The following is a 26,090-nucleotide window of genomic DNA, read 5'->3' as shown; positions in this document are numbered from 1 at the left end:
GCGCTTTAATTGCGCGCCGGCTGCAGGTCCAGCTCCAGGATGTGGTCGGATGCCATGATGTCGCGCGCCAGGTCCACCACGCTGATGAAAGTGCGGCGGTCCTGGGCCGAGATCAGAAAACTCCAGCGCGTGCCTGCCTGGTCCGCCTGGATGCTGATGCTTTCCTCGTGCAGCTTGAGGCCGGTGGGCTCCAGCCGGCGTGCCAGCGACTCCACCGTCCAGCTGTGCTCGCGCGCCAGCCTCAGCGTGACGAACAGGCTGACCCGGCGCGGCAACACGTTTTCGACGCGGTTGACTACGGTGACGAAGCCCATGCAGGTCAGCGTGAGCGCGACGGCGGCGGCGTAAAAGCCCACGCCTATCAGTATCCCGATCACTGAAGACATCCAGACCGATGCGGCCGAAGTCAGGCCGCTGATGCTCAAGCCTTCCTTCATGATCATGCCGGCGCCGAGAAAGCCGATGCCGGTCAGCACGCCCTGCGCCACCCGCGTCATGTCGCCGTGCATGATGTCGGCGGAGTGCCCGCCGTACCAGTAGCCGGAATAGCCGATGATGCTGATCGCGGCGGACGACGCCATGCACACCAGGCCATAGGTGCGCATGCCGGCGGCGCGGCCGTTGTACCAGCGCTCGTAGCCTAGCAGGCTCCCCAGCAGCAAGCCGCCCAGCATGTGGGCGGTCACCAGCAGGTTGATCTGCCATTTGGCGTCGCTCCAGTACATCGCCAGCAATTCCTGCCCGTCCCAGACCATGCGTCCTCCTGTGTTTCGACCATGCATCGGCGAGACGGCGCCTCTCTTGATGCGCCGCTCCCGTGAAAGCGGCAATGATGGCATAGCCGGGCGGCAACGCCCATGGCGGAATGGAAAATGGCGTGTGGCAAATAATATCTTCACGTAAAAATATGTAGTCTGGCGACTACATTTTTTGCTGCAGCTCTTCCAATTGGTTTGAAAGTTCTGCTATAAATCGGTGCTGATTACGTTTTAGCATGTATTGCAAGCATGCTGTGTAGCAAAGGTACATAGGGAGAGCGCATGACTCGGGTGCTGGTTGTCGGCAGTATCAATATGGACCTGGTGGTGTCCGCCAAGCGCATGCCTAAGCTGGGCGAGACGCTGCTGGGCGATGGCTTCGCCACCTATCCGGGCGGCAAGGGTGCCAACCAGGCCGTGGCCGCCGTCCGCCTGGGCGCGGAGGTGGCGCTCTTGGGCTGCGTCGGCGATGACGCTTTCGGCCGCGACTTGCGCGCCCACCTGGAGCGCGAAGGCGTGGATTGCAGCCGGATGGCGACCGTGGACGGACCCACCGGCATCGCCGCCATCACGGTCAGCGGCGGCGACAACGCCATCCTGGTGGCGCCGGGGGCCAATCACAAGCTGACGCCCGCGCATCTGGACGCCGCCGAGCAGGCTTTCATCGAAGCCGACGTGGTGCTGACCCAGTTGGAAATTCCGCTGGCGACGGTGCGCCGCGCCGCCGAACTGGCGGCCCGCCACAAGAAGGCGCTGCTGTTGAACCCCGCGCCGGCGGTGCCGCTGCCGGAAGAGCTGTTGCAGCGGGTCGCGCTGCTGACGCCCAACGAACATGAATTCCTGACCATGCTGGCCCAGCCGGACGCCGACTGGCGCGCGCTCTTGGCCGAACGTCCCGGCAAGCTGGTGATGACGCACGGCAAGCACGGTGCCTATTTCGCGCTGGCGCGCGGCCAGTTGCGCCACCAGCCGGGCTTCAAGGTGAAGGCGGTGGACAGCACCGGCGCCGGCGACACCTTCAACGGCGCGCTGGCGACCTTCTTGCCGCTGGGCCTGGAAGAAGCGGTGCGCCGCGCCAACGCGGCCGGCGCGCTGGCCGTCACCCGTCCCGGCGCGCAGGGCGGCATGCCCACGCTGGCGGAACTGGAAGCTTTTCTGGAGAGCGAGGGATGAAGAAACATGGCCATTTGAACCGCGACATCGCTCGCATCCTGGCCACCATGGGCCATACGGACAGCCTGGTGATCGCCGATTGCGGCCTGCCCATTCCGCCCGGCGTCGAGTGCGTGGACCTGTCGCTGAAATTGGGCCAGCCTAGCTTCATTGAGACGCTGGACAGCGTCCTGGCCGATTTCCAGTGCGAGCGGGCGGTGTTCGCCATCGAGTGCCGCCTGCACAACCAGGCGGTGCAGGACAAGGCCGAAGAGATGGCGCAGGCCGGCGCGGCGCTGGATTTCGTCAGCCACGAGGAATTCAAGCAGCGTTGCCAGGCGGCGCGCGCGGTGATCCGCACTGGCGAATGCACCCCGTACGCCAACGTGATCCTGCATTCCGGCGTGATCTTCTGAGGAGCCGGACCATGCAAGTGACCATGCGCGGCATCAGCAAGGCTTTCGGGCCGGTCAAGGTGCTGGAAAATGTCGATTTCACGCTGCGCGGCGGCGAGATCCACGCGCTGATGGGCGAGAACGGCGCTGGCAAATCCACGTTGATGAAGATACTCAGCGGCGTGCACCGCGCCGACGCCGGCGACATCCTGCTGGATGGCCGCAAGGCCGAGCTGCGCGATACCGCGGCGGCGGAGGCGGCCGGCATCGCCATCATCCACCAGGAATTGAACCTGATCCCGCAGCTGTCGGTGATGGAAAACCTGTTTCTCGGCCGCGAGCCGTCGCGCTTCGGCCTGATCGATTATGGCCGCATGCGCCGTGAGGCGAAGGCGCAGCTGGCGGCGCTGGGCGTCGGCGGCATCGATCCCGACGCCGAGGCCGGCGGTTTGTCCATCGGCCAGCAGCAGATGGTGGAGATCGCCAAAGCGCTGGCGCTGAATGCCCGCGTGCTGATCATGGACGAGCCGACGGCGGCGCTGACCGAGCGCGAGATCGACACGCTGTTCGGCCTGATGGCCCAGCTGAAGGAAAACGGCGTGGCCATCGTCTACGTTTCGCACCGGATGGAGGAGATCTTCCGGGTGTGCGACAAGATCAGCGTGCTGCGCGACGGCTATTTCGTCGGCGAGCGCGAAATCGCCCGCACCGATTTCGACGAGGTGGTGCGGATGATGGTGGGCCGCGAGATCGGCGACCGCTATCCCAAGCGCGAAGCCGTTCCGGGCACGGTGCGGCTGAAGGTGGAAAACCTCGCCGATGAGAACATGATCGCCGGCATCAGTTTCGAGGTGCGCGCCGGCGAGGTGCTGGGCATCGCCGGGCTGATGGGCTCCGGCCGCAGCGACATCCTGAAGACGCTGTTCGGCGCCAAGCGCCGCACCGCCGGCCGCGTGGCGCTGGACGGCGAGGAATTGAAGGTGGCCGCGCCGGGCGACGCCATCGCCGCCGGCCTGGGCTTCGTGCCGGAAGACCGCAAGAGCAAGGGCCTGGTGCTGGGCATGTCGCTGCGCGAGAACGCGACGCTGGTGCATCTGGACCGCTATGCCCGGCTGGGCGTGGTGAGCGCCGGCGACGAGAAGCGGGCGGTGGACGGCTTGATAGAGCAGCTGCGCATCCGCACCCGCGACGCCGAGCTGGACGTCAAATCGCTGTCCGGGGGCAATCAGCAGAAAGTGGTGTTCGCCAAATGGCTGGCGAATCCGCCCAAGGTGCTGCTGCTGGACGAGCCGACGCGCGGCGTCGACGTCGGCGGCAAGGCCGAGATCTACCACATCGTCAACCAGTTGGCCGCCGCCGGCGCCGCCATCGTGATGGTGTCGTCCGAGCTGCCGGAAGTGCTGGCGCTGAGCAACCGCATCCTGGTGCTGCACGAGGGCCGCCAGGCCGGCATCTTCGACGCCGCCGGCTGCAGCCAGGAAACCCTGATGGCCGCCGCGACCGGCGGGGCCGTTGACATCGAAACCAGGAAGCAAGCATGACCCCGCAACAGAAAGCCAATCTGCAACGCCTAGGCCCCTTCATCGCCCTGGTGCTGGTGGCCGTCGGCCTGTCCGTGATGAGCCCGGACTTTCTCACCGTCAACAACCTGCTGAATGTGATGCGGCAGGTGTCGATCAACGCGCTGATCGCCTTCGGCATGACGCTGGTGATCCTGCTGGGCGGCATCGACTTGTCGGTCGGCTCCATCCTGGCGCTGTCTTCGGTGCTGACCGCCAGCTTGCTGCAAGCCGGGGTCGATCCGATGCTGGCCACGCTGCTGGGCATCCTGGCCGGCGCGGCGATGGGTTTGTTCAACGGCCTGGTGATCAGCAAGGGCAAGGTGGCGCCGTTCATCGCCACGCTGGCGTCGATGACCATCCTGCGCGGCCTGGCGCTGGTGTTTTCCAACGGCAGCCCGATCACCGGCTTCGACAGCGAGCTGTTCTCGATGCTGGGCGGCGGCTACATCGCCGGCCTGGTGCCGGTGCCGGTGGCGTGGATGCTGATCCTGTTCGCCGGCTTCTGGTTCCTGCTCAAAAAGACCGTGTTCGGCCGCCACCTGTACGCCACCGGCGGCAACGAGGAGGCGGCGCGGCTGTCCGGCGTCAAGGTGGACCGGGTCAAGCTGTGGGTGTACACCGCTTCCGGCTCGATGGCGGCGATGGCCGGCGTGGTGCTGACCTCGCGCCTCAATTCGGCGCAGCCGACGGCCGGCACCGGCTACGAGCTGGACGCGATCGCCGCGGTGGTGCTGGGCGGCACCAGCCTCAGCGGCGGCCGAGGCTGGATTTTCGGCACCCTGATCGGCGCGCTGCTGATCGGCGTGCTGAACAACGGCTTGAATCTGCTGGGCGTGTCTTCGTTCTACCAGCAGGTGATCAAGGGCGCGGTGATTCTGCTGGCGGTATTGCTGGATCGCAGCAACAAGAAGTGACGATGGCGGCGCGCGCCGCCCAATGCAGTGCATTAACCATTTCTCAGGGAGCATCAGCATGAAACGCATTCTTACCCCGCTCGTGGCCGGCATCCTGGCCTTCGGCATCGCCGCCTGCTCCAAGCAGGGTCCGGGCAGCGCGCCGGCCGGCGACGCCAGCGCCGCGGCGGCCGATGGCAAGATCACTGTCGGCCTGGCGGTGTCCACGCTCAACAACCCGTTCTTCGTCGAGCTGCGCGACGGCGCGGCGGCTGAAGCCAAGAAACAGGGCGTGAATCTGATCACCGTCGACGCGCAGGACGATCCGGCCAAGCAGCAAGCCAGCGTGGAGGACCTGATCCAGAAGAAGGTCAGCGTGATCCTGATCAACCCGACCGACTCGTCCGCGGTGGCCAACGTGGTGAAGGAGGCGACGTCCAAGGGCATCAAGGTGGTGTCGCTGGACCGCAGCGTCAACGGCGCCGAAGTCAGCGCCCACATCGCGTCCGACAACATCGCCGGCGGCGTGATGGCAGGCAAGTTCCTGCTGGAGAAGCTGGGGGACAAGGGCCGCATCGTCGAGCTGGAAGGCATTGCCGGCTCTTCTGCCGCCCGCGAGCGCGGCGAGGGCTTCCACCAGGTGGTGGACAAGAAGGAGGGTGTCAAGCTGCTGGCCAAGCAGCCGGCCGATTTCGACCGCGCCAAGGGCCTGTCGGTGATGGAGAACATCATCCAGGGCAACAAGGACATCCAAGGCGTGTTCGCGCATAACGACGAAATGGCGCTGGGCGCGGTGAAGGCGATCCAGGCCGCCGGCCTGAAGAATGTGGTGGTGGTGGGCTTTGACGCCACCCCGGACGCGGTGGCCGCAGTCAAGTCCGGCGCGTTGGCCGCCACCGTGCAGCAGCAGCCGGCGTTGATCGGCCAGTACGGCGTGCAGACCGCCAAGAAACTGGCGGACGGCCAGCAGGTCGACAAGTTCATCCCGGTGCCGCTGAACCTGGTTCATCAATAATCCAGGGCTGAGCCGAGCGGGGCCGGCGCCGGGCGCGCGCGGCCCCGCTTTGCCATATTGCGTTTATCATTTCCGCATCATCGATCCCGCTATCGACCATGAGCAGCTTCAAACGCCTGACCATAGACGACATCGCCGCGCTGGCCGGCGTATCGCGCACTACCGCCAGCATGGTGCTGAACGGCCATGCCGAACGTTACCGCATCTCTCCGGCCACGGTGGAGAAAGTGGAGAAGGCTGCGCGCGAGCATCATTTCAAGCCTTCCCAGCAGGCGCGCAGCTTGCGCAGCCGGCGCAGCAGCAGCATAGGCCTGGTGGTGCCGGACCTGACCAACACCACCCACGCGGCGCTGGCGCAGGCGTTGGAGAACGGCTGCCGCGAGCGCGGCTACCAGTTGCTGATGGTGACCAGCGACGAAGACCTGGAGCGAGAGAGCGCCGGCATCGGCCAACTGGCCGCGCGCCAGGTGGATGCCATGATCGTGGTGCCGTGCGGCGCAGACGCCGGCCGCTACCAGGCCTGGACCGGCAGGCTGCCCTTGGTGTTCGCCGACCGCCATATCCCTGGCAGCGGCATCCCGTCGGCGGTCACCGACGCGGGCGACAGCGTGGCGCGGCTGTTGGCGCCGGTGCTGGCGGCGGGCGTGGACGAGTTGGCGTATTTTGGCGGCCAGCCGGCGCTGTCGGCCAGTCGCGAGCGCTTGGCGGGCTATCGCCAGTCCTTGGCGGCCGCGGGGCTGGCCGAGGGCGCGGACTGGGTGGCAGAGCGCGATTTCCAGCGAGAGTCCGGCTACCGGATGATGGCCGACTGGCATGCCGGGAACGGCCGCTACCCGCGCGCGCTGTTCACCGCGTCCATCACGCTGTTGGAGGGAGTGTTGTCTTTCATCCGCGAACGCCACCGAATGCGCGAGGCGCCGCAATTTCTGCTGACTTTCGATGATCATCCGCTGCTGGATTGCCTGCCGCTGGCGGTGGACGCCATACGCCAGGATAGCCGCGCGCTGGCCGAAGCCAGCCTGAGCCAGGCGTTGGCGTTGTTGCAGGGCGTGGCGTTGGCCGAGCGCGACATCCGGGTGCCGGCCAGCCTCAATCTGCGCAGGCTGGCCGTCTAGCGGCTGGCGGCCTCAGGCGGATTGCGCGGCCTGGCGGGCGGCGGGCTCGCGCGTTTCGCGCATCAGCAGCGAACCCAGCAGGAAGGTGGACGACAGCAGCGTGGCGAAGGCCATCGCCAGGCCGTAGTCGCCATGTCGCAGGTCCACCAGCAAGCCAAACAGATAAGGCGACACTGTGGCCAGCAGGTAGCTGAGGAACCAGAACAGGCTGAAGGTGACCGCCACTTTCTCAGGCGTCATGCCGGCTTGTTCTTGCGCCAGCGTCACCAGGCTGGTGATGGGCAGGAAAATGAAGAAGCCCGCGGCCAGCGCCGAAGCGGTGACCAGTCCGGCATCATCGCTCCACCCCCATACTTGCGCGTGCAAGCCCATCACCGCCAGCAACTGCAGCAGGCCGGAGACGCGCAGCAACGGCAGCCGACGCGTCATTTTACGGGCTAGCCAGATGCCGGCCACGGTGCCGGCCAAACCGGCCAGCACCACGAATTTGGCCTGCTGGATGCCGGCGTTCTGATAGAAGCTGAACAGGATCACGTAGAAGGACAGCGTGCCGCTGTAGGTGAAGGCCAGCAGCCAGTTGAAGCGCTCTTTCAGCCCCTGGCCCAGCGTGTGGCGCGTTCCGTCGGCTGCAGGTTTCTTCTCTTGCGCGCCGTCGGCGCCGAAGACCAGCCACAGCCCCAGGCAGGCCACGCTGCCCAGCGAGATGGCCAGCAGCGTGGTCTGCCAGTCCCGGAACCAGCCCAGCATGGCCGGCAGGCCGAACAGGATGGCGGCGGTGCCGACATTGAAGGCGACCGAGTTCAGGCCGTTGACGAAGGGACGCTCGCCGGGCTCGAACCATTGCATCACGATGGGCGCGAAATAGACGATGATCAGCGCGCCGCCCAGTCCCATCAGGAAACGCACCAGCAGCAGCCAGGGATAGCTGTGGACGAAGGGCGTCAGCGCGCCCACCGCCATCAGCGCCATCGCCAGCGCCACCGCCTTCTTCGCCATCAGCCGGGACAGGATGCCGGCCGCGACAAAGGTGCCCAGCAGCTTGGCGGCGGCCACCGCGTTGCTGATGTGGGAGCCGGCGGCCAGATCGTGCAGGCCCAGCTCGCGCATGATCTGCGGAATGAAAGCGCTGCCGCCGGCCCAACTCATGCCGAACAGCACATAGCTGGCGAACAGCAACGCCTCGATCAGGTACTTGTTGGTTTTCATCCAATCCTCGCCATGCATGGGAAAACCGCCAGTTTCAACGCGGCGGCGCGGAGATGAACCTGTCATTTCAGCCAGTCCAGGACGGCGCATGGCTATCCAGCGGCATGGCCGGCCGCTCCCAGCGCGCCGGCGTTTTTTCCATCCGCGCGGCATGGCTCACCGCCAGCAGGCGGCCGAAGCCGGAATCGCTCTCCTCCAGCCAGGGGCGGACGTCATCCAGCGACGGCAGCGGCAGTTCCATGGCGTTCTCCACCCGGCCCAGGCCGCGCAGCCAGTGGCCGGCCTGGGCCAGCGACACCTCCACATGCCAGCTGCCGCCTTCCCGCCGCTGGCGCAGCAGGGCGGCGATCGCCCCCAGCGCGGCCAGATAGCCGGCGCCGTGGTCCAGCGCTTGGGCGGGCAGCGCGCGCGGCTGTTCGCCCCCGCCGGCAGCCGCCTCGGCCAGATTGAAGCCGCTGGCGGCCTGGGTCAGCGAATCGAACCCGCGCCTGCCGGCCCAGGGGCCGGCTTTACCGTAGGCGCTGAGGCTGACGTAGACGATGCCGGGTCGCAGCCTGGCGGCGTCCACGGGCGAGAAGCCCAGCTTGGCCAGGCCGCCGGGGCGATAGCCCTGGATGAAGACATGGGCGTCGGCCAGCAGGCTGCGCAGGATTTCCCGGCTGCCGGCGTCGAGCAGGTCCAGCTGGACATTGCGTTTGCCGCGGCCGGTGTCGATGTCCAGCGTGGGGATGGTGGGCAGCCTGGGCGAGGTGACGCGCAGCACGTCGGCGCCGTGGGCGGCCAGCGCCCGCCCGGCCACCGGGCCGGCGATGATGCGGGTCAGGTCCAGCGCGCGCACGCCGTCCAGCGGCCTGTCCGCGTCGCCCATCCGCAAGGGCGGGGCGTCGTCCAGCCGGGTGAGCGTCAGCGGCGGCAGCGCCGCGACCGCTTGTCCTTGGGGATGGGCGTCCCATTCGTCGAAGCCGCGCAAAGCGGCGACGACCAGGCCGCGTTCGGCGGCGGCGTGTTCGAAGTCGAGGGCGGACCAGGAGGCCAGCGCGGCGGCCACCGCGCTTTTATCGTAGTCGCAGCCCAATAGCCCCAGCACGCCCTGGCAGTGATGGGCGAAGTTGGTGTGGATGCGCGCCCAGCGGCCGTCGCCGCAACGATAGAGGCCAGCGATCTTGTCCCAAGGGTCGGCGGGCAGCTCGCCATCGACCCGGAAATAATGCTCGCTGCGGAATTCCGCAGCGGCGTGGCCGGCGTCCACGCGCACGGTTTGGGCCTCGCCGCCCCGCTGGCGCCAGAGCTCGGCGGCGGCCAGCGCGCAAGCGCCGATGCCGGCTTGCGCCGCGGCGGCGATGTCGAAGGACGAGGGCAGGATGGGACGCGAGGAGGGCAGCGCCAGGCGCGACAGCGCGGCGGCATCCAAGCCGCAGGCCTGCCAGAGCTGTTCGGCCGCGCGTGGGGAATGTTTCGACATGGATGGCTTCCGTGTAGACGATGGCTAATTACACCGTCGCCGCGCCGGATGGTCAACTCAAATGTCATGTTTGACGTAGTCGCAGGCAAGGAAATCCCGCAGCATAGCCTGCACTGCGGCGGGTTGGTCGCGAGTCGCTCTCAGGCCGGCATTCTGGATGATGATTTGCGAGAGGTCGCCATGGCGGCGAATCAGGCCTGCCGCCATGCCGTAGGGGCGCCAGGCCACGCGCTTTTGCAGGCGGAAATTATCCGCCTGCGTCCACGACAGGGTGTTGAGCCAGGCGTCCAGCCCGAGGTAATTCCCCTCCAGCGAGCACTCGCCATGGAAGAACAGGACTTTCAGCTGGTCCAGCAGCGGCGGGAACAGATGGGACGAACTCTCCAGCCACGCGGCTTCGCCTAGCTGGATGGGCAAGGCCGGCGGCACTCCGTCGGCGCGGGCATCCAGGCGCAGCGCTTGTTGCACCGGCGGTTTTTTCAAGTATTCATCCAGCAGGCGGGACGGTTTTGCAGGCGGATGGCGTATGTCCCGGAGATCGCGGCCGCAGCATTGCTGGATGAAGCGCTCGATGCCGATGGCGACGCCGCTGGCCAGCTGGCGTTGCAGGCTGTTTGGCGAGGCGAGGGCGTGGCGGTATTGTTCCAGCCGCTCCAGCGCCCGGTTTTTCTCGCTCAGATTGATCAGCCGGTGTTGATGCGCGTATTCGATGTGGCTGGGCAATTGGATTTCCGGCGCCAGCAGCGCGTTGCCCAGCCCCAGCCCCTTGAGTTCGATCTGCGGCTGGCCGCTGCCGTTGCCGTCCAGGATGCGGTGGGCCAGGCGCGCCAGCGTATGGGCGGTCGAGCCGCTGCCAAACAGATAGCAATCCCGTTCCCGGTAGCGCGGCCAGCGCAGCAGGAACTCCTGCAGCGCGTGGTACAGCTGCAGGCTGGCTTCGTCATGGGTTTCCGGCAGGTAGCGCGCATGGGTGGCGAAGGACAGTCCCTGGCCCAGCGGCTGATCGATGATCAGGTAGTTGACATGGTGGTGCCAGCTGAACGGGTTGGGGTACACGCGGCCGGAAGGATCCAGCAGATAGGGGCCGTGCTCGTCGAAGAGCGCGTCCATGGCGCTGCGGGTCGACTCGCCGTTGACCCATACCAGCAACGGCGCTTGCTCTGGCTGGCCGCCGGCTTCGCTGAACCAGAAATACAGCCAGCCGCCGGCCGCGTCGCCCACCGACAGATAGCCGGCGAGCTGGGTGGTCCGAACCGCGCCGAAGCCGGGCAGGTGGCTGAGGATGGCGCTTTCGAACAGGAAGGGATTCGATTGCACGTTCATGAGGGGGGCCGCGCGGCGTGGCAGGACGGTGATGTCTGAGTATAGACAGCGGAGATGAAGAAATTCGCTTGATAAAGATGATGTGATTTTTCACATTCGATTGATATTTAAGTTCCCGCGCCGCGCCGCCGCCTTGCTGGGGTAACGGCAGCGATGCCGCTCAACAACCAAACCGACGGAGCACTCCCATGCTGAGCCTGCACACCAATATCGCGGCACTGAACACCAAGTCCAACATGAACAGCACCCAAACGGCGCTGTCCACCTCCATGACCCGCCTGGGCACCGGCCTGCGCATCAACTCCGCGATGGACGACGCCGCCGGCCTGCAGATCGCCACCCGTCTGGACGCGCAAAGCCGCGGCATGACCGTCGCCATGAAGAACGCCCAGAACGGCATCTCCATGCTGCAGACCGCCGAAGGCGCGCTGAACGAAGTGACCAACATCCTGCAACGGATGAAGGACCTGGGCACCGAAGGTTCCAACGCAACCACCACCGCCGATGACAAGAAAGCAATGCAAGCTGAGTTCAATCAGCTGGGTAAGGAATTGACCAACATTATGAAGAACACCTCCTTCGGCGGCGAGAAGCTGTTGCAAGGCGGTAAGCTGACCAAGGCTCTGAGCTTCCAAATCGGTGCCGGCGCGGATGAGTCGATGAAGCTGAGCCTGACTGGCGAGATGACCAGCCTGGACAATGCTTTGGGCAAAGTATCGACTCAGTACGAAAAAGAAGGCGGTCCGGCCGCAGGCCCGGCAGCTACTGCCAAGCTGGTTGCAGCCAAGAAACTGGTTGTTGATGGTGCCAAGGCCGAATTGGCTTTGGACGCAACTAAGAACGCAGAATATAAGTCAGCCATTGAAGCGATGGTGACTGCGCAAGGCTCTATCGATCCGGCGACTCAAAAAGATCTGAAAGCTGCGAATGATGTTCTGACGGCAGCCAAAGCCGCTTGGGATGGTGAAACCGACGCAACCAAGAAACTTGCTCTGCAAGCCGACCTGGATAAGGCCGTAGAAGGCTTCGCTTCCGCTTCTGCGGCCGGCAATTCGGATGAGGTGGGCAAGACGGATACCATTACCTCGATCAATGCGGCGCTGGACGCCGTCGGCACCGTGCGCTCCGCGCTGGGCGCCAACGCCAACCGTCTGGACCACGTGATCAACAACCTGTCCAACGTGAACAACAACACGCAGGCAGCCAAGGGTCGCATCATGGACACCGACTACGCCAACGAAAGCGCCAACATGACCGCCAAGCAGATGCTGATGCAAGCCAGCACCTCCATGCTGAAGCAAAGCGGCGGCATGAGCAGCATGGCCATGTCCCTGCTGCAGTAACATCGGCATGCGGCCTTCGGGCCGCGGCGATGCAAGCCAGTGGCCCGCCACTGGCTTTTTTGTTTTTTTCCCCTTTCTCTGGGGGGCGAAATGGTTGCGAAATATTGGCGGCAAACCGGTTTTCTGCGCGCGGCACTGGTTGCGGCGGGCTTGCGGCGAATATAATTGGCCGTTTTTTATTTGCGATTCGAGGATGGCTATGCGTAAGGCCCTGTGCTGCTTGGTAGGCCTCTGCCTGAGCGTGCCCGCGCTGGCGGGCGGCGATCCGGTGGTGTTGACGGTGTCGGGCAAGATCGGCCGTTTCACCGACGCCAAGCGCGGCGTTTACCAGTTCCGCGACAGCGATCTGGCCAAGCTGAAGCAAGTCAGTTTCACCACCTCCACCAGTTGGACGCCGTCGGTGCGTTTCAGCGGCCCGCTGGTGCGCGACATCCTGGCCAAGGTGGAGGCCAAGGGCGCGATGGTGAGGGTGCTGGCGATCAATTATTACCGCTACGACATCTCGGTGGACGAGCTGGCCAAGCAGAGCGTGGTGCTGGCGCGGCGCATCGACAACAAGCCGTTCGATGTCGCCCACTACGGCCCCTTGTGGCTGATGTACCCGCTGCAAGTCATGCCGGACGCCGACAAGGGACCGCCCCTGGACGCCAAGCTGGTGTGGCAGGTGGAAGCGATGGAGGTGATGTGAGGCTGGGCGGCATGAGGCGCTACGTGCAGGCGCCGTGGTGGCTGATTTTGTCGCTGCTGGTGCTGCTGTTGGCCGCCGGCTGGAATTTCTACCGCCTGGACCGCGCCAGCCAGGCGCTGATAGACGGCGGCAAGAGCGAACAGCTGTACTGGACCGTGGCCCAGCTGCACATCGAGCTGGAGAAAACCCGCGCCGAACTGATCGGCTACGCCGGGGAACCCACCGGTTTCGATCCCGGCATCCAGTTCCAGCTGCTGCAAAGCCGCTATCAGGTGTTCGAGGCGCCGGACAGCGTGCTGGTGCACCGCCAGTTGCGGAGGGTGCCGGGCTTCGAGGCGCTGGTGGCCGCGCTGGGGCCGCTGATGCATGACAGGAACTGGCTGCGGATCACGCCGGATTGGGCGCGGCGCATGGTGGTGCGCATCGATGCGCTCAGGCCGGTGCTGGCCAATTTCGCGGTGCAAAGCCGCGAAGCGGAAGTGTCCGCCCGGGTGGCGCGGACCAAGGCGCTGGCCAGCCAGCGCTCGCAAATGCTGATGCTGCAACTGGTGCTGTGCGGCGGCATCGCCGGCGTGCTGCTGGTGCTGATGCGCTTCCGCGAGGTGAAGGAGCTGGCGGAAGTGCGCCAGTCGCTGCTGGAGCAGGAGCGCGCGGCGCACCAGGCGACGGTGGCGCTGGAGCTGGATCGCACCACTTTCCTCGGCACCCTGGGCCACGAAATCCGCTCGCCCTTGCAATCGATGCAGATGTGCATGGAGCTGGTGGAGCCGGCGGTGGCGCCTCAGCCTGCGGCGCAGCTGGCGCTGAAGCGGATGAAGGCGGGCATGGCGCAGCTGACCAGCCAGGTGCACGACATCATGGACATTTCCGCGATCAAGAACATGCAACTGCGGCTGAATCCGGGACGAGTGAAACTGTCCGCCGCGCTGCGCGCGGTGATCGATGTGATGCAGCCGCTGGCCGACGCCAAGGGCTTGGCGCTGCGCTACGAGGAGGAGACGCTGCCGGAGATGGCGCTGCTGGACGAGACGAGGCTGCGCCAGATCGTCGGCAACCTGGTGTCCAATGCGATACGCTACACCGACCAAGGCGGCGTCACGCTGAAGGCCCGGGGCGTGGAGAGCGATCATGCCGAGTTGTGGATCGAAGTCAGAGACACGGGCATCGGCATCGCCGACGAGGACAGGCAGCGCATTTTCCAGCCGTTCAGCCAGGGCCGCAATCGCCGTCCGGGCAGCAGCGGCCTGGGCCTGTCCATCGTCAAGGAGCTAGTGCGCCTGTTTGGCGGCAGCATTGAAATGGAGAGCGCGGTTGGCGCGGGGTCCTTGTTCACCGTGAGGCTGCCACTGCGCCAGGTTGGCGAGGCGGAGCGGAGCCGCAGCGTGCTGGTGGTGGAAGACGATGACGAAATCCGCGCGACGGTGGCGGAGCTGCTCAGCCAGGATGGTTATCAGGTGGCGTGCGCCGCCACGCTGAGCCAGGCCAGCGACTGTCTGCTGCAGCGCCGTTTCGACGTGTTGCTGCTGGACATGCAGCTGGGCGGCGACAGCGGCTATCAGCTGGCCGAGTTGGCGCGCAAGCAGGCGCAGCGGCCGCTGATGCTGGCGATGAGCGCTGACCCGGAGGAATTCGACGACGCGCGCGCCGGCTGGTTCGCCGCCACCTTGAGCAAGCCTTTCGACAGCGCGCGGCTGCGCGCCGCGCTGGCCTCCCTGCCTTTGCCATAGATTGCGCGGCTTTATCCCCCCCCCAAAAAAAAAACAGGCTCCCAGTTGGGAGCCTGTTTTCATTGCGGTGGAAAGAGTCAGGCGTGTTCCAGCGCATTGGTGACCATGTTCTTGATCTGCAGGGCCAGGATGGAGCCCGGCGCCGGCTTGCCGATGTAGTAGACGCCGTGGGTCTGCAGCGCGCGCGACAATTCGCTTTCGTGCTCCAGCGCGTAGCCGGTCAGCACCACGATGGGCACGGTGGCGGAGCGGCGGCGTATGGTCTCGATCACTTCCATGCAACTGGTGGGCTCGCCCAATACCCAATCCAGCACGAAGGCGTCGAAGTCTTCTCGCTCCAGCGCCTGAAGCAGCGCCTGGGGCTGCTGGTAGGGCAGGGCGAACAGGCCTTGCTGCACCAGGATGGCGGACAGCAGGTCGGCATCCTTGTCGTCCAGCACGGCCACCAGCAGACGCTTGGCGTTGGCGCGCTTGGGCGGGCGTATCGTCAGGTAGCCCACTTCGTAGCCGTCTTCGCCGTCGAACTGGGTGCCGGGAAACACGTGCCAGCAATCGTGGAGGCGCTTGGCCAGGAACAGCGGCGCGCAGGAGTCGTCCGCCAGCTGCTCGCCCAGCTGTATCCAGCAGTGCGCCTCGCCGCTCTGGTTGTTCAGATGCAGGATGGCGGGCGTCAGTTCGTTGTCCGGCGGCGTCTGGCCTTCTTGTTGGCTGTGGTCGACCAGCAGGCTGGAGGCGGGGATGTTGAAATACTGGGCCAGGCGCTCTACCTGCGCCAATTGCCACGGACTGCTGCCGTTCAGCTTGCGGTAGGCCTGCGAAGTGCTCAGGCCCAGGATCTGTTCGATCAGGCTGGCTTGTTGGGGCTCCGGCCAGCGGAACTGGTCCAGCTGTTTGCGGATGTTGTCGCAGATGATTTCGTTGGCGGATTTGGGGGTGGTCATGGCGATGCCCTGTCACATGATTTTCATATCCGCGATCCTAACACCCATGCGCGCGACATGTGTGCAAAAAATGCTCATGCAGGCAATTTTTCCTAATTTTGCGAATCATGCTTTTGCATTTTCACAACATGCGAAAAATATAATTGTCATTTTGATGGCGGAACGACAACCGAAATGGCGGTCTTCGCCATCTCGGCGGTTAAGGCATTGAATTGATTGAAAGCCGTGCGACCCTCTGAGCGAGGGGTGGGGAGGGAGGGAGCGGAGAGTCGCGCCGGATGGCAAGCATCCGGCGCGGGAGGCGCAAAGGGTCAGCCTAACGTGCCGGTCAGGCTGACTTGCCGGTTTTCCGGCACCTCATTGTAGGAGAGCACATGCAGGCCGGGTGCGAAAAGCCGGCCATAGCGCGCCAGCAAAGGGCGGATTTGCGGCATCACCAGCAGCACCGGCGGCTGCCCTTGCTGTTTCATTTGGTCACGGACAACCGGCATGTTGGCTTGCAGCTGCTGCAGCACGTTGGGGTCGATGGGGAAACTGTCCAACTGCGGCTTGCCGGTCTGCTGCGCCTGGCCGAGCGCGGCGAGCAGCAGGTTTTCCAGATCGGCGGACAGATTGAAGGCGCGTATCTCGTCGCGCGGGCCGATGATGGACTGGATGATCTGCCGTTTCAGCGCGCAGCGCACTTCAGCCGCCAGCATGATGGGATCCTTGGTGCTGTCGCTGGCCTCCAGGAGCGCGGAGGCGATGGGCACGATGTCTTTCAGCGAGACGTTGTCCTGCAGCAACTGGCGGAACACGCGCAATTGCTGCACCGGGGTCAGCGCTTGCCCCAGCGCCGTCGCCAGTTTGGGGGCCAGGGCCGACAGCCGTTCTCCCAGCGCGGCCACGTCGTCGTGGCGGAACAGCTCGGCCACGTTTTCGCGCATCACCTTGTTCAGGTGGGTCGCCATCACGCTGGCGCAGTCCACCACCTGGTAGCCCAGTCCCAGCGCCTTGCTCTTGTCGGCCTGGGCGATCCAGACGACCGGCATGCCGAAGGCGGGATCGATGCCGGGCATGCCGTCCATTTCGCCGTAGACGTCGGGCGAGGGAATCGCCATCAGCCGATCGGCGTAAACCTCGGCCTCGGCCACTGTGTTGCCGGAAATCTGGATCGCGTATTGAGACGGCTTGAGGCGCAGGTCGTCGCGCAGATTCACCGTGGGCAGCAGCAGTCCCATCTGCTCGGACAGGGTCTGACGCACGCCCTTGACCCGCTTGGCCAGCGGCGCGCCCTGGCCGGCGTCAAGCAGCGCCACCAGCCTGTAGCCGAGCATGATGCCCAGCGTATCGGCGTAGGGCAGGGTGCTCCATTCCAGGTCGATTTCGGATTCGCCCTGCAAGGCGGACTTCACCGTCGCCTGGTTGGGTGCGCTGGGAGGCGCCGGGCGGCGCGCGTGCATGCGCCAGGCCACATAGCCCAACAACGCGGCGAAGCCCAGGAACGTGGGCCACGGCATGCCCGGGATGATGGCCAGCACCAGCATCATGCCGGCCGCGCTCATCAGCACGGTGGGCGACGCCAGCATCTGGCTGCTCACCTGTTGCGGCATGTCGGCTTCGTCGTTGATGCGGGTGACGATGATGGCGGCGGCGGAAGACAGCAGCAACGCCGGGATTTGCGCCACCAGGCCGTCGCCTATGGTCATCAGCGCGTACTGGCGGAAGGCGTCTCCCATCGACAGATCGTGCATCAGCGCGCCGATGGCCACGCCGCCGAACAGGTTGATGATCAGAATCAGAATGCCGGCGATGGCGTCGCCGCGGACGAACTTGGACGCACCGTCCATCGCGCCGTAGAAGTCGGCCTCGGTGGCGATGTCGCGGCGGCGCTGTTGAGCCTGCTCCTGGTTGATCAGGCCGGCGTTGAGGTCGGCGTCGATCGCCATCTGCTTGCCCGGCAGCGCGTCCAGCGTGAAGCGGGCCGATACTTCCGATATCCGCTCGGCGCCTTTGGTCACCACCATGAAATTGATGATCATCAGAATGACGAACACCACCATGCCGACGACGAAGTTGCCGCCTATCACCACGTTGCCGAAAGCCTCGATCACCCGGCCGGCGGCATGCGTGCCTTCATGGCCGTGCAGCAGCACCACGCGGGTGGAGGCCACGTTCAGCGACAGCCGCATCAGCGTGGTGGCCAGGATGATGGTGGGAAACACCGAGAAATCCAGCGGCCGCCGCGCCGATACGCTGACCAGGATCACGATGATGGCCAGCACGATGTTGAAAGTGAACAGCATGTCCAGCGCCAAGGGCGGCAGGGGCAGCATCACCATCGCCAGAATGGCGAGCAGGAACAGCGGGGCGGCGAGCTTATGGCGGCCGATGTCGGCAAGCAGTTTGGTCAGCGAGTTCATGATGCGGGCTCGGGGTCGGACAGTTCGCGAGGGATAGGCAGGTCCGGCAGGGTGGGCCGGCTGCGGCGGCTACCCGCCTGGAACGCCTTCAGTTGCAAGACATAGGTCAGCACCTGCGCCACCGCGCGGTACAGCGGCGCGGGGATCTGCTGGTTGACCTGGGTGGTGTGGTACACCGCGCGCGCCAAGGGCGGCAGCGGCAGCACCGTCAGTTTCAGTTCGTCCGCCAGCTGGCGGATGTAAAGGGCCATCTCGTCCACGCCCTTGGCGACGATGAACGGCGCCTCGGCGCGGTTCTCGTCGTATTTCAGCGCCACCGCGTAGTGGCTGGGGTTGACGATGATCACGTCGGCGCCGGGCAGCGCCTTGCGCACGCCGCGCTGCGCCATCTGCTGCTGCAACTGGCGGATGCGCTGGCGCACTTCGGGGCGGCCTTCGGTGTTCTTGTGCTCTTCCTTGATTTCCTGCTTGCTCATCCGCTGTTGCTTCAGGAACAGGAATACCTGCAGCGGCAGGTCGGCCAGCGCGAACAGCAAAAACACCGCCGCCAGCTTGAGCAGGCTGGTCAGCAAGAGATCGGCCGCGCCGGCCAGCGTGGGCAGCAGCGGCATGCTGTGCAGGGCGAAGAAATCGCCTATGGTGTCGCGGGCTATCCGGTACAGCAGCCAGCCCAGAATCAGCGCCTTGGCAATGGACTTGCCGATCTCGCTGGCGTGTTTGGGCGAGGCCAGGCGCGACAGGTGGGCCAGCGGGTTCATCCGCTCGAACTTGGGGCTGATCTGGTTCAGCACGAACACCCAGCCGCCGGGAAACAGGCTGAGCAGCAGCATGGCGGCGGGAATGACGGCCAGCGGCGCCAGCATTTTCAGCAGCAGCAGCAAGGTGCCGCCGAACAGCTTGGACCAGCTGTTTTCCAGCGCGCCTTGGCCGGAGAGCGAGGCGAAGGCCAGCGCGAACAATTGGCGGAAGTCATCCAGCCAACCCGGCGCCAGCCAGAACATCATCTTCAGCGCCAACAGCAGGCCCAGCGCGGCGGCCAGGTCCTTGGAGCGCGGCACTTGGCCCTGTTCGCGCGCCTTGCGCAGCCGCTGTGGGGTGGCCTTTTCTGTCTTGTCGCCCTGTTTTCCTTCAGCCATGGCCAACCTCCAGCAGGCGGTTCAACAGCCGCAGGGTTTGCTCGCTCAGGCTCAGGTATTGCGGCGGCAGCACCTGCATCAGCAAGGTCAGCGTAGAGAGGCCGAACAGCGTCACCACCGGAAAGCCCAGGGAAAACAGGTTCAGCGCCGGCGCCACGCGGTTGATCATGCCGAAGCCGGCCTGCACCACGAAGGTGGCGAACACCACAGGCAAGGCCAGGATCATCGCCGCCGACATCACCCAGCCTACGCTGGCGGCCAGCACCGGCAGCGAGGCCTGCGGGATGCCGCCGCCCAGCGGCCAGGCGCGGAAACTGGCGTACACCACCTGCACCAGGACCAGGTGGCCGTCCATGGCGAAAAACAGCAGGGCGGCCAGGAGGTAGAGCAGGCTGGACACCACGTCCGAACTGTTGCCGTTGCCCGGGTCGTTCATGATGGCCATCGACAGCGCCATCTGCGAAGACAGCAAAAAGCCCAGCAAGGCGAGAATGGAGAGAGTCAGCTGGAAGGCGAGGCCGAACAACAGGCCGATGACCACTTGCTCCACGCTGGCGGCGACGCCATGCAGCGTGAACGGGTCGATGGGCGAATGGGCGGGCATGCCTGGGATGCAGGCGACGGCCAGCGCCAGCGCCAGGCCGACGCGAGCGCGCATCGGCACCACGGCGTCGCCGATGAAGGGCGCGATGGCGAAGGCCGCCATCAGCCGGCAGAACGGCCACCAGACGGCGGGAATCAGGTCCAGCAACTGGGCGTACAGGCCCTGCATCGCTATCCCACCTGGCTCGCGGCGCGCTGGAACATGGCGACGCAGAAATCCATCAGGTAGCCGGTGATCCAGTGGCCGGCCAGCGCGATGGTCAACAGCACGATCAACAGCCGAGGCAGGAAGGACAGCGTCTGCTCGTTGATCTGGGTGGCGGCCTGGATCAGGCTGACCACCACGCCGACGATCAGGCTGGGCAGCACCAAGAGCGTCACCAGCGTCACCACCACGCGCAGGCTGTCGTTGACGATGTCGACCGCGATGTCCGGAGTCAGCATGCTTTCCGTCCTTCTAATAAGCCTGGATCGAAGTGACCAGGGTGTTGACGGTCAGCGACCAGCCATCCACCAGCACGAATAGCAGCAGCTTAAGCGGCAGCGAGATCACCAGCGGCGACAGCATCATCATGCCCATCGCCATCAGCACGCTGGACACCACCAGGTCTATCACCAGGAAGGGGATGAACAGCATGCAGCCGATCTGGAACGCGGTTTTCAGCTCGGACAGCACGAAGGCGGCCAGCTTGACGGTGAACGCATGATCCTCCGGCTTGGCGATGTTCTCCTCGCCGGACAGGCGGGCCACCTGCGTCAGCGCGGCCTTGTTGGTTTGCGCCAGCATGAAGCGGCTGACCGGCTTGGCCGCGATTTCCAGCGCCTGTTGCATGGTGATCTTGTCCTGATCGAACGGCACCATCGCTTCGTTCCATACTTGCAGGCCGACCGGGCGCATCACCAGCAGCGTCAGGATCAGCGCCACGCCGGTGACCAGGCGGTTGGGCAGGCCCTGCTGCAGGCCCAGCGCCTGCCTGAGCAGCGACAGCACGATGACGAAGCGGGTGAAGCTGGTCATCATCAGCACCAGCACCGGCAGCAGGCCCAGCGCTGTCATCAGGATCAGGATCTGGGTCTTGATCGTGAAGTCCACGGACGCGCCGCCGGCATTGGCCGACAACAGCTTCAGCGGCTCGGCCCAGGCGGGCGGGGCCAGCAGCAGGCCCGCGAGAGCGAGCGGCGGCAAGGCGCGAAAGCGTTTCATCAGGCCAGGCTGTCCAGTTGCAGGTCGTTCAGCTCCACCACGCGCAGGCCGTAGTTGTCGCCCGACACCACCACCTCGGCGCGGCCGATCACGGTGCCGTTGACTTTGATGTCCAGCGGTTCTCCGGCCACCTTGTCCAGTTCCACCACGGAGCCGGCGCCGATCTGGCACAGGTCGGCCAGGGAAATGTCGGCGCTGCCCACTTCCAGTGTCAGCTTGACCGGAATCTTGCGCAGGAAGGGCGTCATGTCGCGCGGCGCAGGGGGCGGTTCAACGGCGGCCGGCGCTTCGGCGTCCAGACCGTCCAGAATGCCGTCCAGGTCGAAATCTTGGTTCAGTTCCATGCGGGTTCCTTGGTTTATTCGATGTCGGCGAAGCCGGCCAGGCATAGCTTGCCCTGCCGTTCCACCACCTGGGCGTTGAACAGCGGCGATCGCTGGGCGCAGACCTCGGCCCTGGGCTGCATGGAGACGGGCAGCACGCTGCCGGGGCGCAGGTCCAGCACCGCGCCCAGCGGCAGCTCCTGCTCCAGCAGGCGGGCGTCCAGGCGGATGCGCAGGCGCTCGGCGAAGTTGGCGCAGTCGGGGGTGCCGAGAAGGCGAGGCCGTTGGCCGGACAAATTCTGCAACAGCGAGTCGAAGGCGGTCGCGCTCAGGCGCAGGCGCAGCGTGCCGAGCCTGGCGCCGCCGTCGCTGAGGTCTACTTCCAGCTGCCAGGCCGCCTGGGCGGGAAAGCCCATGAGCTCGGGCGCGCCGGCGTCCGGTTGCGGCGCGCTGCCCAATTGGCAGATGGCGCGGGCCAGGCGCGGCAGCAACCGTTCGGCCAGCGTGCGCCCCAGGCGGCGCTCGGTTTCGGTCTCGGCCGGCAGCGCGTCGTCAGCCGCCGCGGCGCGCGCGCCGAAGCGGTAGTCGAGTATGCCCAGCAGCAAGCCGCGGTCGAAGTGGCTGCCCAGCTGCCACTCCCCAAGCGCGTGCCATTGCCAGCGCAGCTCGTCACCTGCGGGCAGCTGCTGGCGCAGCGCGTCGATGCGGAAGCCGGCGTGATAGCGGCGGTTCAGCTCGCGTTCGAGAAAGTCATCCAGTTCCTGCCGCAAGGCGCGGGCAAACAGCGGCAGCAGGTGTATCGGGCGGCCCAGGGTTCGCAGGTCCAATGCCTGCAGGCGGGCGCCTTCCTGCGGTGCGACGATTTTGGCTTTGGGCATCAGGGCTTCGTTTCATGGCCGACGGCTGCGCGGCAGCCTCCGGCGATTGCTGGGAGTGTGCATCTTACTGGCTGTCCGGCGGCGGTAAAGGGGGAAAATTCACGGCTGGGAATGTGAAAAGTACCATCGGTATGCTAAAGCGGTGAGTTTAAAATCCGACAGCCTGCATTTAACAAACGCTGCAGGCGGATTGAATAGTTTCGATACCGCTTTTCTAAGGATGAACGATGGCCACCAATCTGGGAGTGATGATCCACGCCGACCGCAGCCAGCTGCTGGGAGAGATGGCGAAGCTCGGCCAGTCCGCCCCCGCGCCCAACGCTTTGCAAGAGGACGCGTCCGCCGGCCATAGCTTCAGCCAGGCCATGATCTCCGCCGTGCGCGATGTCGACCAGCAAAGCCGCCTAGCCTCGGAAAAGATGACCGAAGTGGACAGCGGCCAGAGCGACGACCTGGTCGGCGCGATGCTGATGAGCCAGGAGGCGAGCTTGTCGTTCTCGATGCTGATGCAGGTGCGAAACAAAGTGGTCGGCGCCGTCGACGATCTGATCAAGATGCAGTTGTAAGCGGGAGCCGACTGTGGTCAAACAATTGCGCAGCGGCCTGGCCGCGGTACAACTGAGAATGGCGGGCCGCAAGCTGCTGCCCGCCGACGCCTGGCGCACGTTGCTGCCCATCGTGCTGCTGGCCATCGGCCTGAGCGTGGTGGCCACCCTGTGGCTATGGCGCGACGATGCCAGCTACAAGCCGGTGTTCGGCGCGCAGGAGAAGGTGAGCGGCGCCGACATGATGGCGGTGCTGGACGCCGAAAAGATACCGTATCGCGTGCATCCCCAGACTGGCCAGGTGCTGGTGCCGGACGGCGATCTGGCCCGCGCCCGCATGCAGCTGGCGGCCAAGGGCGTGGTGGCGCAGTTGCCGGCCGGTCTGGAGCTGTTGGATAAGAACGATCCGCTGGGCGTCAGCCAGTTCGTGCAGGATGTGCGCTTCCGCCGCGGCCTGGAGGGCGAACTGGTGCAGAGCATCCAGGCGCTCGATCCGGTGCGCTCGGCGCGGGTGCATCTGTCGCTGCCGCGCAGCACCTCTTTCGTCACCGCGGGCAGCGAGAAGGGCTCCGCCTCGGTGGTGGTGACGCTGAAGCCGGGCCAGCGCCTGTCCAGCGAACAGATCGCCGCCGTGGTCAAGCTGGTGGCAGGCAGCGTGTCCACGCTGGATGCGTCGCAGGTGACGCTGGTGGACCAGAGCGGCAATCTGCTGTCCGCCCATGTGGATCTGAGCGACGGCGGCGTGGCTGGCAACAGTAGCGAGGCGGCGCGCCGCTTTCGCGAAGAAGCGTTGCAGAACGCGCGCGATCTGCTGACGCCGGCGCTGGGCGCTGAGAATTTCAAGGTCAGCGTCACCGCCGACGTCGACAACGACCGCGTCGAGGAAACCCGCGAAAAATACGGGGAGGCGCCCAAGGTCACCAACGAGGCCTCGCGCGAGGAAACCAGCACCGAGCGGATGGCGCTGGGCGTGCCGGGCTCGCTGAGCAACCGTCCGGTCAATACCGACTCCTCGTCGCCGGCCGCCGACAAGGCCGGCAACAGCAAGAACGCCGTCACCCGTCAATACGCCTACGACCGCAACATCACCAATATCAAGCGCGCGCGCGGCACGCTGCGGCGCCTCAGCGTGGCGGTGGCGCTGAACCAGGCCGCCGCACCCGGCGGCAAGGGATGGCAGCCGGCCGAGCTGGCCAATATCGACAAGCTGCTGCGCAATGGCCTGGGCATCAACGCCGAGCGCGGCGACGCGCTGGCAGTGTCCGCGCTCAGCTTCGCGCGGCCGGCGCCGGCGGAGCCCTTCTGGGAACAGCCGGAAACCTGGTTCGAGGGCGCGCGCTGGGCCGGCTACGCGGTGGCGCTGCTGTTGGCCTATCTGCTGCTGGCGAGGCCGCTGCTCAAGCTCGCCCGCCAGCTGGCCGAGCGCAAGCTGAGCGATTACACGCCGGACGAGCTGGACGTGACGCCGGAGGATCCGCTGCTGGACAACCGTCCGCTGCGCGAGGCGGCGAGCCAGCGCCAGGCTGCCCTGGCCGCCGCGCCGGGAGACAGCCCGGTGGTGCCGCTGCTGGAAAACTACGACTTGCCGCCCGCCGGCTCGCCGGTGGACGTGATGGTGGAACACCTGAAGGGCCTGGCTGCCAAGGAGCCGGAGCGCGTCGCCGAAGTGGTCAAGCAATGGGTGCAGAACAATGGACGCAAACAATAATCCGGCGCCGGAGTTCCCGGCTTACATTCCGCCTTCTCCTCCCGCCGGCAACGGCCAGATGAGCGCCATCGAACAGGCCGCGGTGCTGCTGTTGTGCATGGGCGAGGAGCCCGCCGCCGCCGTGCTGCGCTGCCTCAGCCGCGAAGAGCTGCTGCAAGTGACGCAGGCGATGTCCGGCATGAGCGGCATCAAGGTGGACGCGGTGAAAACCACGATGCAGCGCTTCTTCGACGAGTACCGCGAGCAAAGCGGCGTGCACGGCGCCAGCCGCAGCTTCCTCAAGCGTTCGCTGGAGCTGGCGCTGGGAGGCGACATTGCCGGCAGCGTGCTGGACACCATCTACGGCGACGCCATCCGTCCCAAGATGGCGCGGCTGCAATGGGTGTCGCCGCAGTGGCTGGCCGATCGCATCGCCGCCGAGCACGTGCGGATGCAGGCGGTGTTCCTCGCCTTCCTGCCGCCGGCGCTGGCCGGCCAAGTGGTGGAGGCGCTGCCGGAAGCCAGCCGCGACGACGTGCTGGTCAATGTCGCCCGCTTGAAAGATGTGGACCGCGAACTGTTGAACGAATTGGACGAACTGGTCAATCGCTGCCTGGAAAGCCTGCACACGCAAAGCACCGCGGTGGAGGGCATGCAGCAGACCGCCGACATCATCAACCGTCTGCCGGGCGACCGCAGCCGGATGATGGAGCTGCTGCGCGCGCACGATCCGGAGATCGTCGACGAAATCGAGGTGAGGATGTACGACTTCTTCGTCCTGTCGCGCCAGACCGAGGAAGTGTTGATGCGCATTTGCGAGGACATTCCGCTGGAGCAGTGGGCGATCGCGTTGAAGGGCGCCGAGCCTGCGGTGCGCGACGCCATCATTCAGACCATGCCGCGCCGCCAGGCGCAAAACTTCGAGGCCACCATGCGCCGCTCCGGGCCAGTGCCCAAGAGCCGCGTCGAGGAGGCGCGCCGCGAGATCATGGCCCAGGTCAAGCAGCTGGCTGACGCCGGCGAGATCGACCTGCAGCTGTTCCCTGAGGAAGTGGTCGAGTGAAGCACTGGCGACCTTTCCGATTTCCGCCGCTGATAGACGGCGCGCCGCTGGAACCCGACGCGGCGGCCGAAGTTCAGGCTTCGGCCGCGGACGGCTTCCGCCAGGGCATGGACGCCGGCTACCGCGAAGGCTTCGACAGTGGCGAGGCCGCCGGCCGCGACGCGGGTTACCTGGCGGGGCTGGAGCAAGGCCGCGCCGAAGGCGTCGCCGCCGCGCGCGCCGAGACGCTGGCCGGGCTGGAAACGCTGGGGGCGCCGCTAGCGGCGGCCATCGAACAACTGAACAAGCTGTGCCGCGACTACCAGGCCGCGCAGCGCGACGAAGTGGTGGAGCTGGTGGCCAAGGTAGCGCGCCAGGTGATCCGCTGCGAGCTGGCGCTGAAGCCGGTGCAGATACTCGATCTGGTGGAGGAAACGCTGGCGGCGCTGCCGCAGGGCGCTCACGCGCAGGGCGACGTGGAAGTGCTGCTCAATCCGGAAGAGTGCCAGCGCATCCGCGAACTGGCCCCGGACCGCGCCGCGCAGTGGAAGCTCTGCGCCGATCCGTCGCTGGCGCCGGGCGAATGCCGGGTGCGCGGGGCGGAGTTCGAGGCTGACGCCGGCTGCCAGCAGCGGCTGGAGCATTGCGTAGACAGCCTGCGCGAGCAGCTGTCGGCGGAAGAGGGCTAAG

General features: G+C 65.9%; 25 protein-coding genes. 13 read left to right on the top strand and 12 right to left on the bottom strand.

The annotated features are described in order from the left end of the window. Positions 1 to 5: 5 nt before the first annotated feature. Complete coding sequence (locus DK842_RS22140; RefSeq protein ID WP_168194958.1) at positions 6 to 755, bottom strand: MgtC/SapB family protein; 750 nt, start codon at positions 753 to 755, stop codon at positions 6 to 8. 285 nt (positions 756 to 1,040) lie between these two features. On the opposite strand from DK842_RS22140, the gene rbsK reads away from it, so the two are divergent. From rbsK to DK842_RS22110, 6 genes are all read left to right on the top strand, one after another. Continuing rightward, positions 1,041 to 1,931, top strand: a complete 891-nt coding sequence (gene rbsK / locus DK842_RS22135) for a ribokinase (protein ID WP_114063431.1) — start codon at positions 1,041 to 1,043, stop codon at positions 1,929 to 1,931. Beyond that, on the top strand, positions 1,928 to 2,326 hold the full coding sequence (rbsD, locus tag DK842_RS22130) for a D-ribose pyranase (protein WP_114063430.1): 399 nt from the start codon (positions 1,928 to 1,930) through the stop codon (positions 2,324 to 2,326). The genes rbsK and rbsD overlap by 4 nt, the downstream gene beginning before the upstream one ends. Positions 2,327 to 2,337: 11 nt before the next feature. Continuing rightward, positions 2,338 to 3,846 (top strand): sugar ABC transporter ATP-binding protein, encoded by a 1,509-nt coding sequence (locus DK842_RS22125; protein WP_114063429.1) that lies wholly within the window; start codon positions 2,338 to 2,340, stop codon positions 3,844 to 3,846. Continuing rightward, positions 3,843 to 4,781, top strand: a complete 939-nt coding sequence (locus DK842_RS22120; RefSeq protein ID WP_114063428.1) for an ABC transporter permease — start codon at positions 3,843 to 3,845, stop codon at positions 4,779 to 4,781. Before DK842_RS22125 ends, DK842_RS22120 begins: the two co-directional genes overlap by 4 nt. 58 nt (positions 4,782 to 4,839) lie before the next feature. Then, positions 4,840 to 5,775 (top strand): ribose ABC transporter substrate-binding protein RbsB, encoded by a 936-nt coding sequence (rbsB, locus tag DK842_RS22115; protein ID WP_114063427.1) that lies wholly within the window; start codon positions 4,840 to 4,842, stop codon positions 5,773 to 5,775. A 98-nt stretch (positions 5,776 to 5,873) separates the two neighbouring features. After that, positions 5,874 to 6,890: a substrate-binding domain-containing protein gene (locus tag DK842_RS22110; protein ID WP_114063426.1), complete on the top strand. Its 1,017-nt coding sequence runs from the start codon at positions 5,874 to 5,876 to the stop codon at positions 6,888 to 6,890. 12 nt (positions 6,891 to 6,902) lie between these two features. Here the strand turns inward: DK842_RS22110 and DK842_RS22105 are convergent, their stop codons facing one another. The 3 genes from DK842_RS22105 to DK842_RS22095 form a co-directional block, all read right to left on the bottom strand. Next, positions 6,903 to 8,096: an MFS transporter gene (locus DK842_RS22105; protein WP_168194957.1), complete on the bottom strand. Its 1,194-nt coding sequence runs from the start codon at positions 8,094 to 8,096 to the stop codon at positions 6,903 to 6,905. 67 nt (positions 8,097 to 8,163) lie between these two features. Continuing rightward, positions 8,164 to 9,558 (bottom strand): CoA transferase, encoded by a 1,395-nt coding sequence (locus DK842_RS22100; RefSeq protein WP_114063424.1) that lies wholly within the window; start codon positions 9,556 to 9,558, stop codon positions 8,164 to 8,166. A gap of 57 nt (positions 9,559 to 9,615) precedes the next feature. Further along, positions 9,616 to 10,881: a S10 family serine carboxypeptidase-like protein gene (locus tag DK842_RS22095; RefSeq protein ID WP_114063423.1), complete on the bottom strand. Its 1,266-nt coding sequence runs from the start codon at positions 10,879 to 10,881 to the stop codon at positions 9,616 to 9,618. Between the two features lie 188 nt (positions 10,882 to 11,069). Here DK842_RS22095 and DK842_RS23500 point away from each other — a divergent pair, with 188 nt between their 5' ends. The 3 genes from DK842_RS23500 (at position 11,070) to DK842_RS24175 (ending at position 14,639) form a co-directional block, all read left to right on the top strand. Beyond that, positions 11,070 to 12,224: a flagellin N-terminal helical domain-containing protein gene (locus DK842_RS23500; RefSeq protein ID WP_114063422.1), complete on the top strand. Its 1,155-nt coding sequence runs from the start codon at positions 11,070 to 11,072 to the stop codon at positions 12,222 to 12,224. A 199-nt stretch (positions 12,225 to 12,423) separates the two neighbouring features. Then, positions 12,424 to 12,912, top strand: a complete 489-nt coding sequence (locus tag DK842_RS22085; protein ID WP_114063421.1) for an oxidoreductase — start codon at positions 12,424 to 12,426, stop codon at positions 12,910 to 12,912. A gap of 11 nt (positions 12,913 to 12,923) precedes the next feature. Continuing rightward, positions 12,924 to 14,639 carry an ATP-binding response regulator gene (locus DK842_RS24175; RefSeq protein WP_145964119.1) on the top strand — a complete coding sequence of 572 codons (1,716 nt, stop codon included), beginning with the start codon at positions 12,924 to 12,926 and terminating at the stop codon, positions 14,637 to 14,639. A 77-nt stretch (positions 14,640 to 14,716) separates the two neighbouring features. On the opposite strand, the gene DK842_RS22075 is transcribed toward DK842_RS24175, so the two are convergent. From DK842_RS22075 to DK842_RS22040, 8 genes are all read right to left on the bottom strand, one after another. Then, complete coding sequence (locus DK842_RS22075) at positions 14,717 to 15,580, bottom strand: helix-turn-helix domain-containing protein (protein WP_114063419.1); 864 nt, start codon at positions 15,578 to 15,580, stop codon at positions 14,717 to 14,719. Positions 15,581 to 15,891: 311 nt separating this feature from the next. Beyond that, positions 15,892 to 17,982, bottom strand: a complete 2,091-nt coding sequence (locus DK842_RS22070) for a flagellar biosynthesis protein FlhA (protein ID WP_114063418.1) — start codon at positions 17,980 to 17,982, stop codon at positions 15,892 to 15,894. Next, complete coding sequence (gene flhB, locus DK842_RS22065; protein ID WP_114063417.1) at positions 17,979 to 19,118, bottom strand: flagellar type III secretion system protein FlhB; 1,140 nt, start codon at positions 19,116 to 19,118, stop codon at positions 17,979 to 17,981. Before flhB ends, DK842_RS22070 begins: the two co-directional genes overlap by 4 nt. Beyond that, positions 19,111 to 19,890: a flagellar biosynthetic protein FliR gene (gene fliR, locus DK842_RS22060; RefSeq protein ID WP_114063416.1), complete on the bottom strand. Its 780-nt coding sequence runs from the start codon at positions 19,888 to 19,890 to the stop codon at positions 19,111 to 19,113. Before fliR ends, flhB begins: the two co-directional genes overlap by 8 nt. 2 nt (positions 19,891 to 19,892) lie before the next feature. Beyond that, positions 19,893 to 20,165 carry a flagellar biosynthesis protein FliQ gene (gene fliQ / locus DK842_RS22055; RefSeq protein WP_043576093.1) on the bottom strand — a complete coding sequence of 91 codons (273 nt, stop codon included), beginning with the start codon at positions 20,163 to 20,165 and terminating at the stop codon, positions 19,893 to 19,895. Between the two features lie 13 nt (positions 20,166 to 20,178). After that, positions 20,179 to 20,925, bottom strand: a complete 747-nt coding sequence (gene fliP / locus DK842_RS22050) for a flagellar type III secretion system pore protein FliP (RefSeq protein ID WP_114063415.1) — start codon at positions 20,923 to 20,925, stop codon at positions 20,179 to 20,181. Next, positions 20,925 to 21,269 carry a flagellar motor switch protein FliN gene (gene fliN / locus DK842_RS22045; RefSeq protein WP_114063414.1) on the bottom strand — a complete coding sequence of 115 codons (345 nt, stop codon included), beginning with the start codon at positions 21,267 to 21,269 and terminating at the stop codon, positions 20,925 to 20,927. The genes fliP and fliN overlap by 1 nt, the downstream gene beginning before the upstream one ends. 14 nt (positions 21,270 to 21,283) lie before the next feature. Further along, positions 21,284 to 22,126 (bottom strand): FliM/FliN family flagellar motor C-terminal domain-containing protein, encoded by an 843-nt coding sequence (locus DK842_RS22040; protein WP_114063413.1) that lies wholly within the window; start codon positions 22,124 to 22,126, stop codon positions 21,284 to 21,286. 227 nt (positions 22,127 to 22,353) lie between these two features. On the opposite strand from DK842_RS22040, the gene DK842_RS22035 reads away from it, so the two are divergent. From DK842_RS22035 to fliH, 4 genes are read left to right on the top strand one after another with little or no spacing between them, the layout of a single operon-like run. Next, complete coding sequence (locus DK842_RS22035; protein ID WP_114063412.1) at positions 22,354 to 22,692, top strand: flagellar hook-basal body complex protein FliE; 339 nt, start codon at positions 22,354 to 22,356, stop codon at positions 22,690 to 22,692. Between the two features lie 13 nt (positions 22,693 to 22,705). After that, positions 22,706 to 24,379: a flagellar basal-body MS-ring/collar protein FliF gene (gene fliF, locus DK842_RS22030; RefSeq protein WP_232538558.1), complete on the top strand. Its 1,674-nt coding sequence runs from the start codon at positions 22,706 to 22,708 to the stop codon at positions 24,377 to 24,379. Then, positions 24,363 to 25,421, top strand: coding sequence for a flagellar motor switch protein FliG (locus DK842_RS22025; RefSeq protein WP_232538557.1), 1,059 nt, complete (start codon positions 24,363 to 24,365; stop codon positions 25,419 to 25,421). The genes fliF and DK842_RS22025 overlap by 17 nt, the downstream gene beginning before the upstream one ends. Beyond that, positions 25,418 to 26,089 (top strand): flagellar assembly protein FliH, encoded by a 672-nt coding sequence (gene fliH, locus DK842_RS22020; RefSeq protein ID WP_114063410.1) that lies wholly within the window; start codon positions 25,418 to 25,420, stop codon positions 26,087 to 26,089. The genes DK842_RS22025 and fliH overlap by 4 nt, the downstream gene beginning before the upstream one ends. Position 26,090 lies beyond the last annotated feature (1 nt).

It is taken from the genome of Chromobacterium phragmitis (assembly GCF_003325475.1).
GTDB classification, from domain to species: domain Bacteria; phylum Pseudomonadota; class Gammaproteobacteria; order Burkholderiales; family Chromobacteriaceae; genus Chromobacterium; species Chromobacterium phragmitis.
Note: the sequence above shows the minus strand (reverse complement) of the source record. Positions and strands in the feature narration are given on the sequence as shown.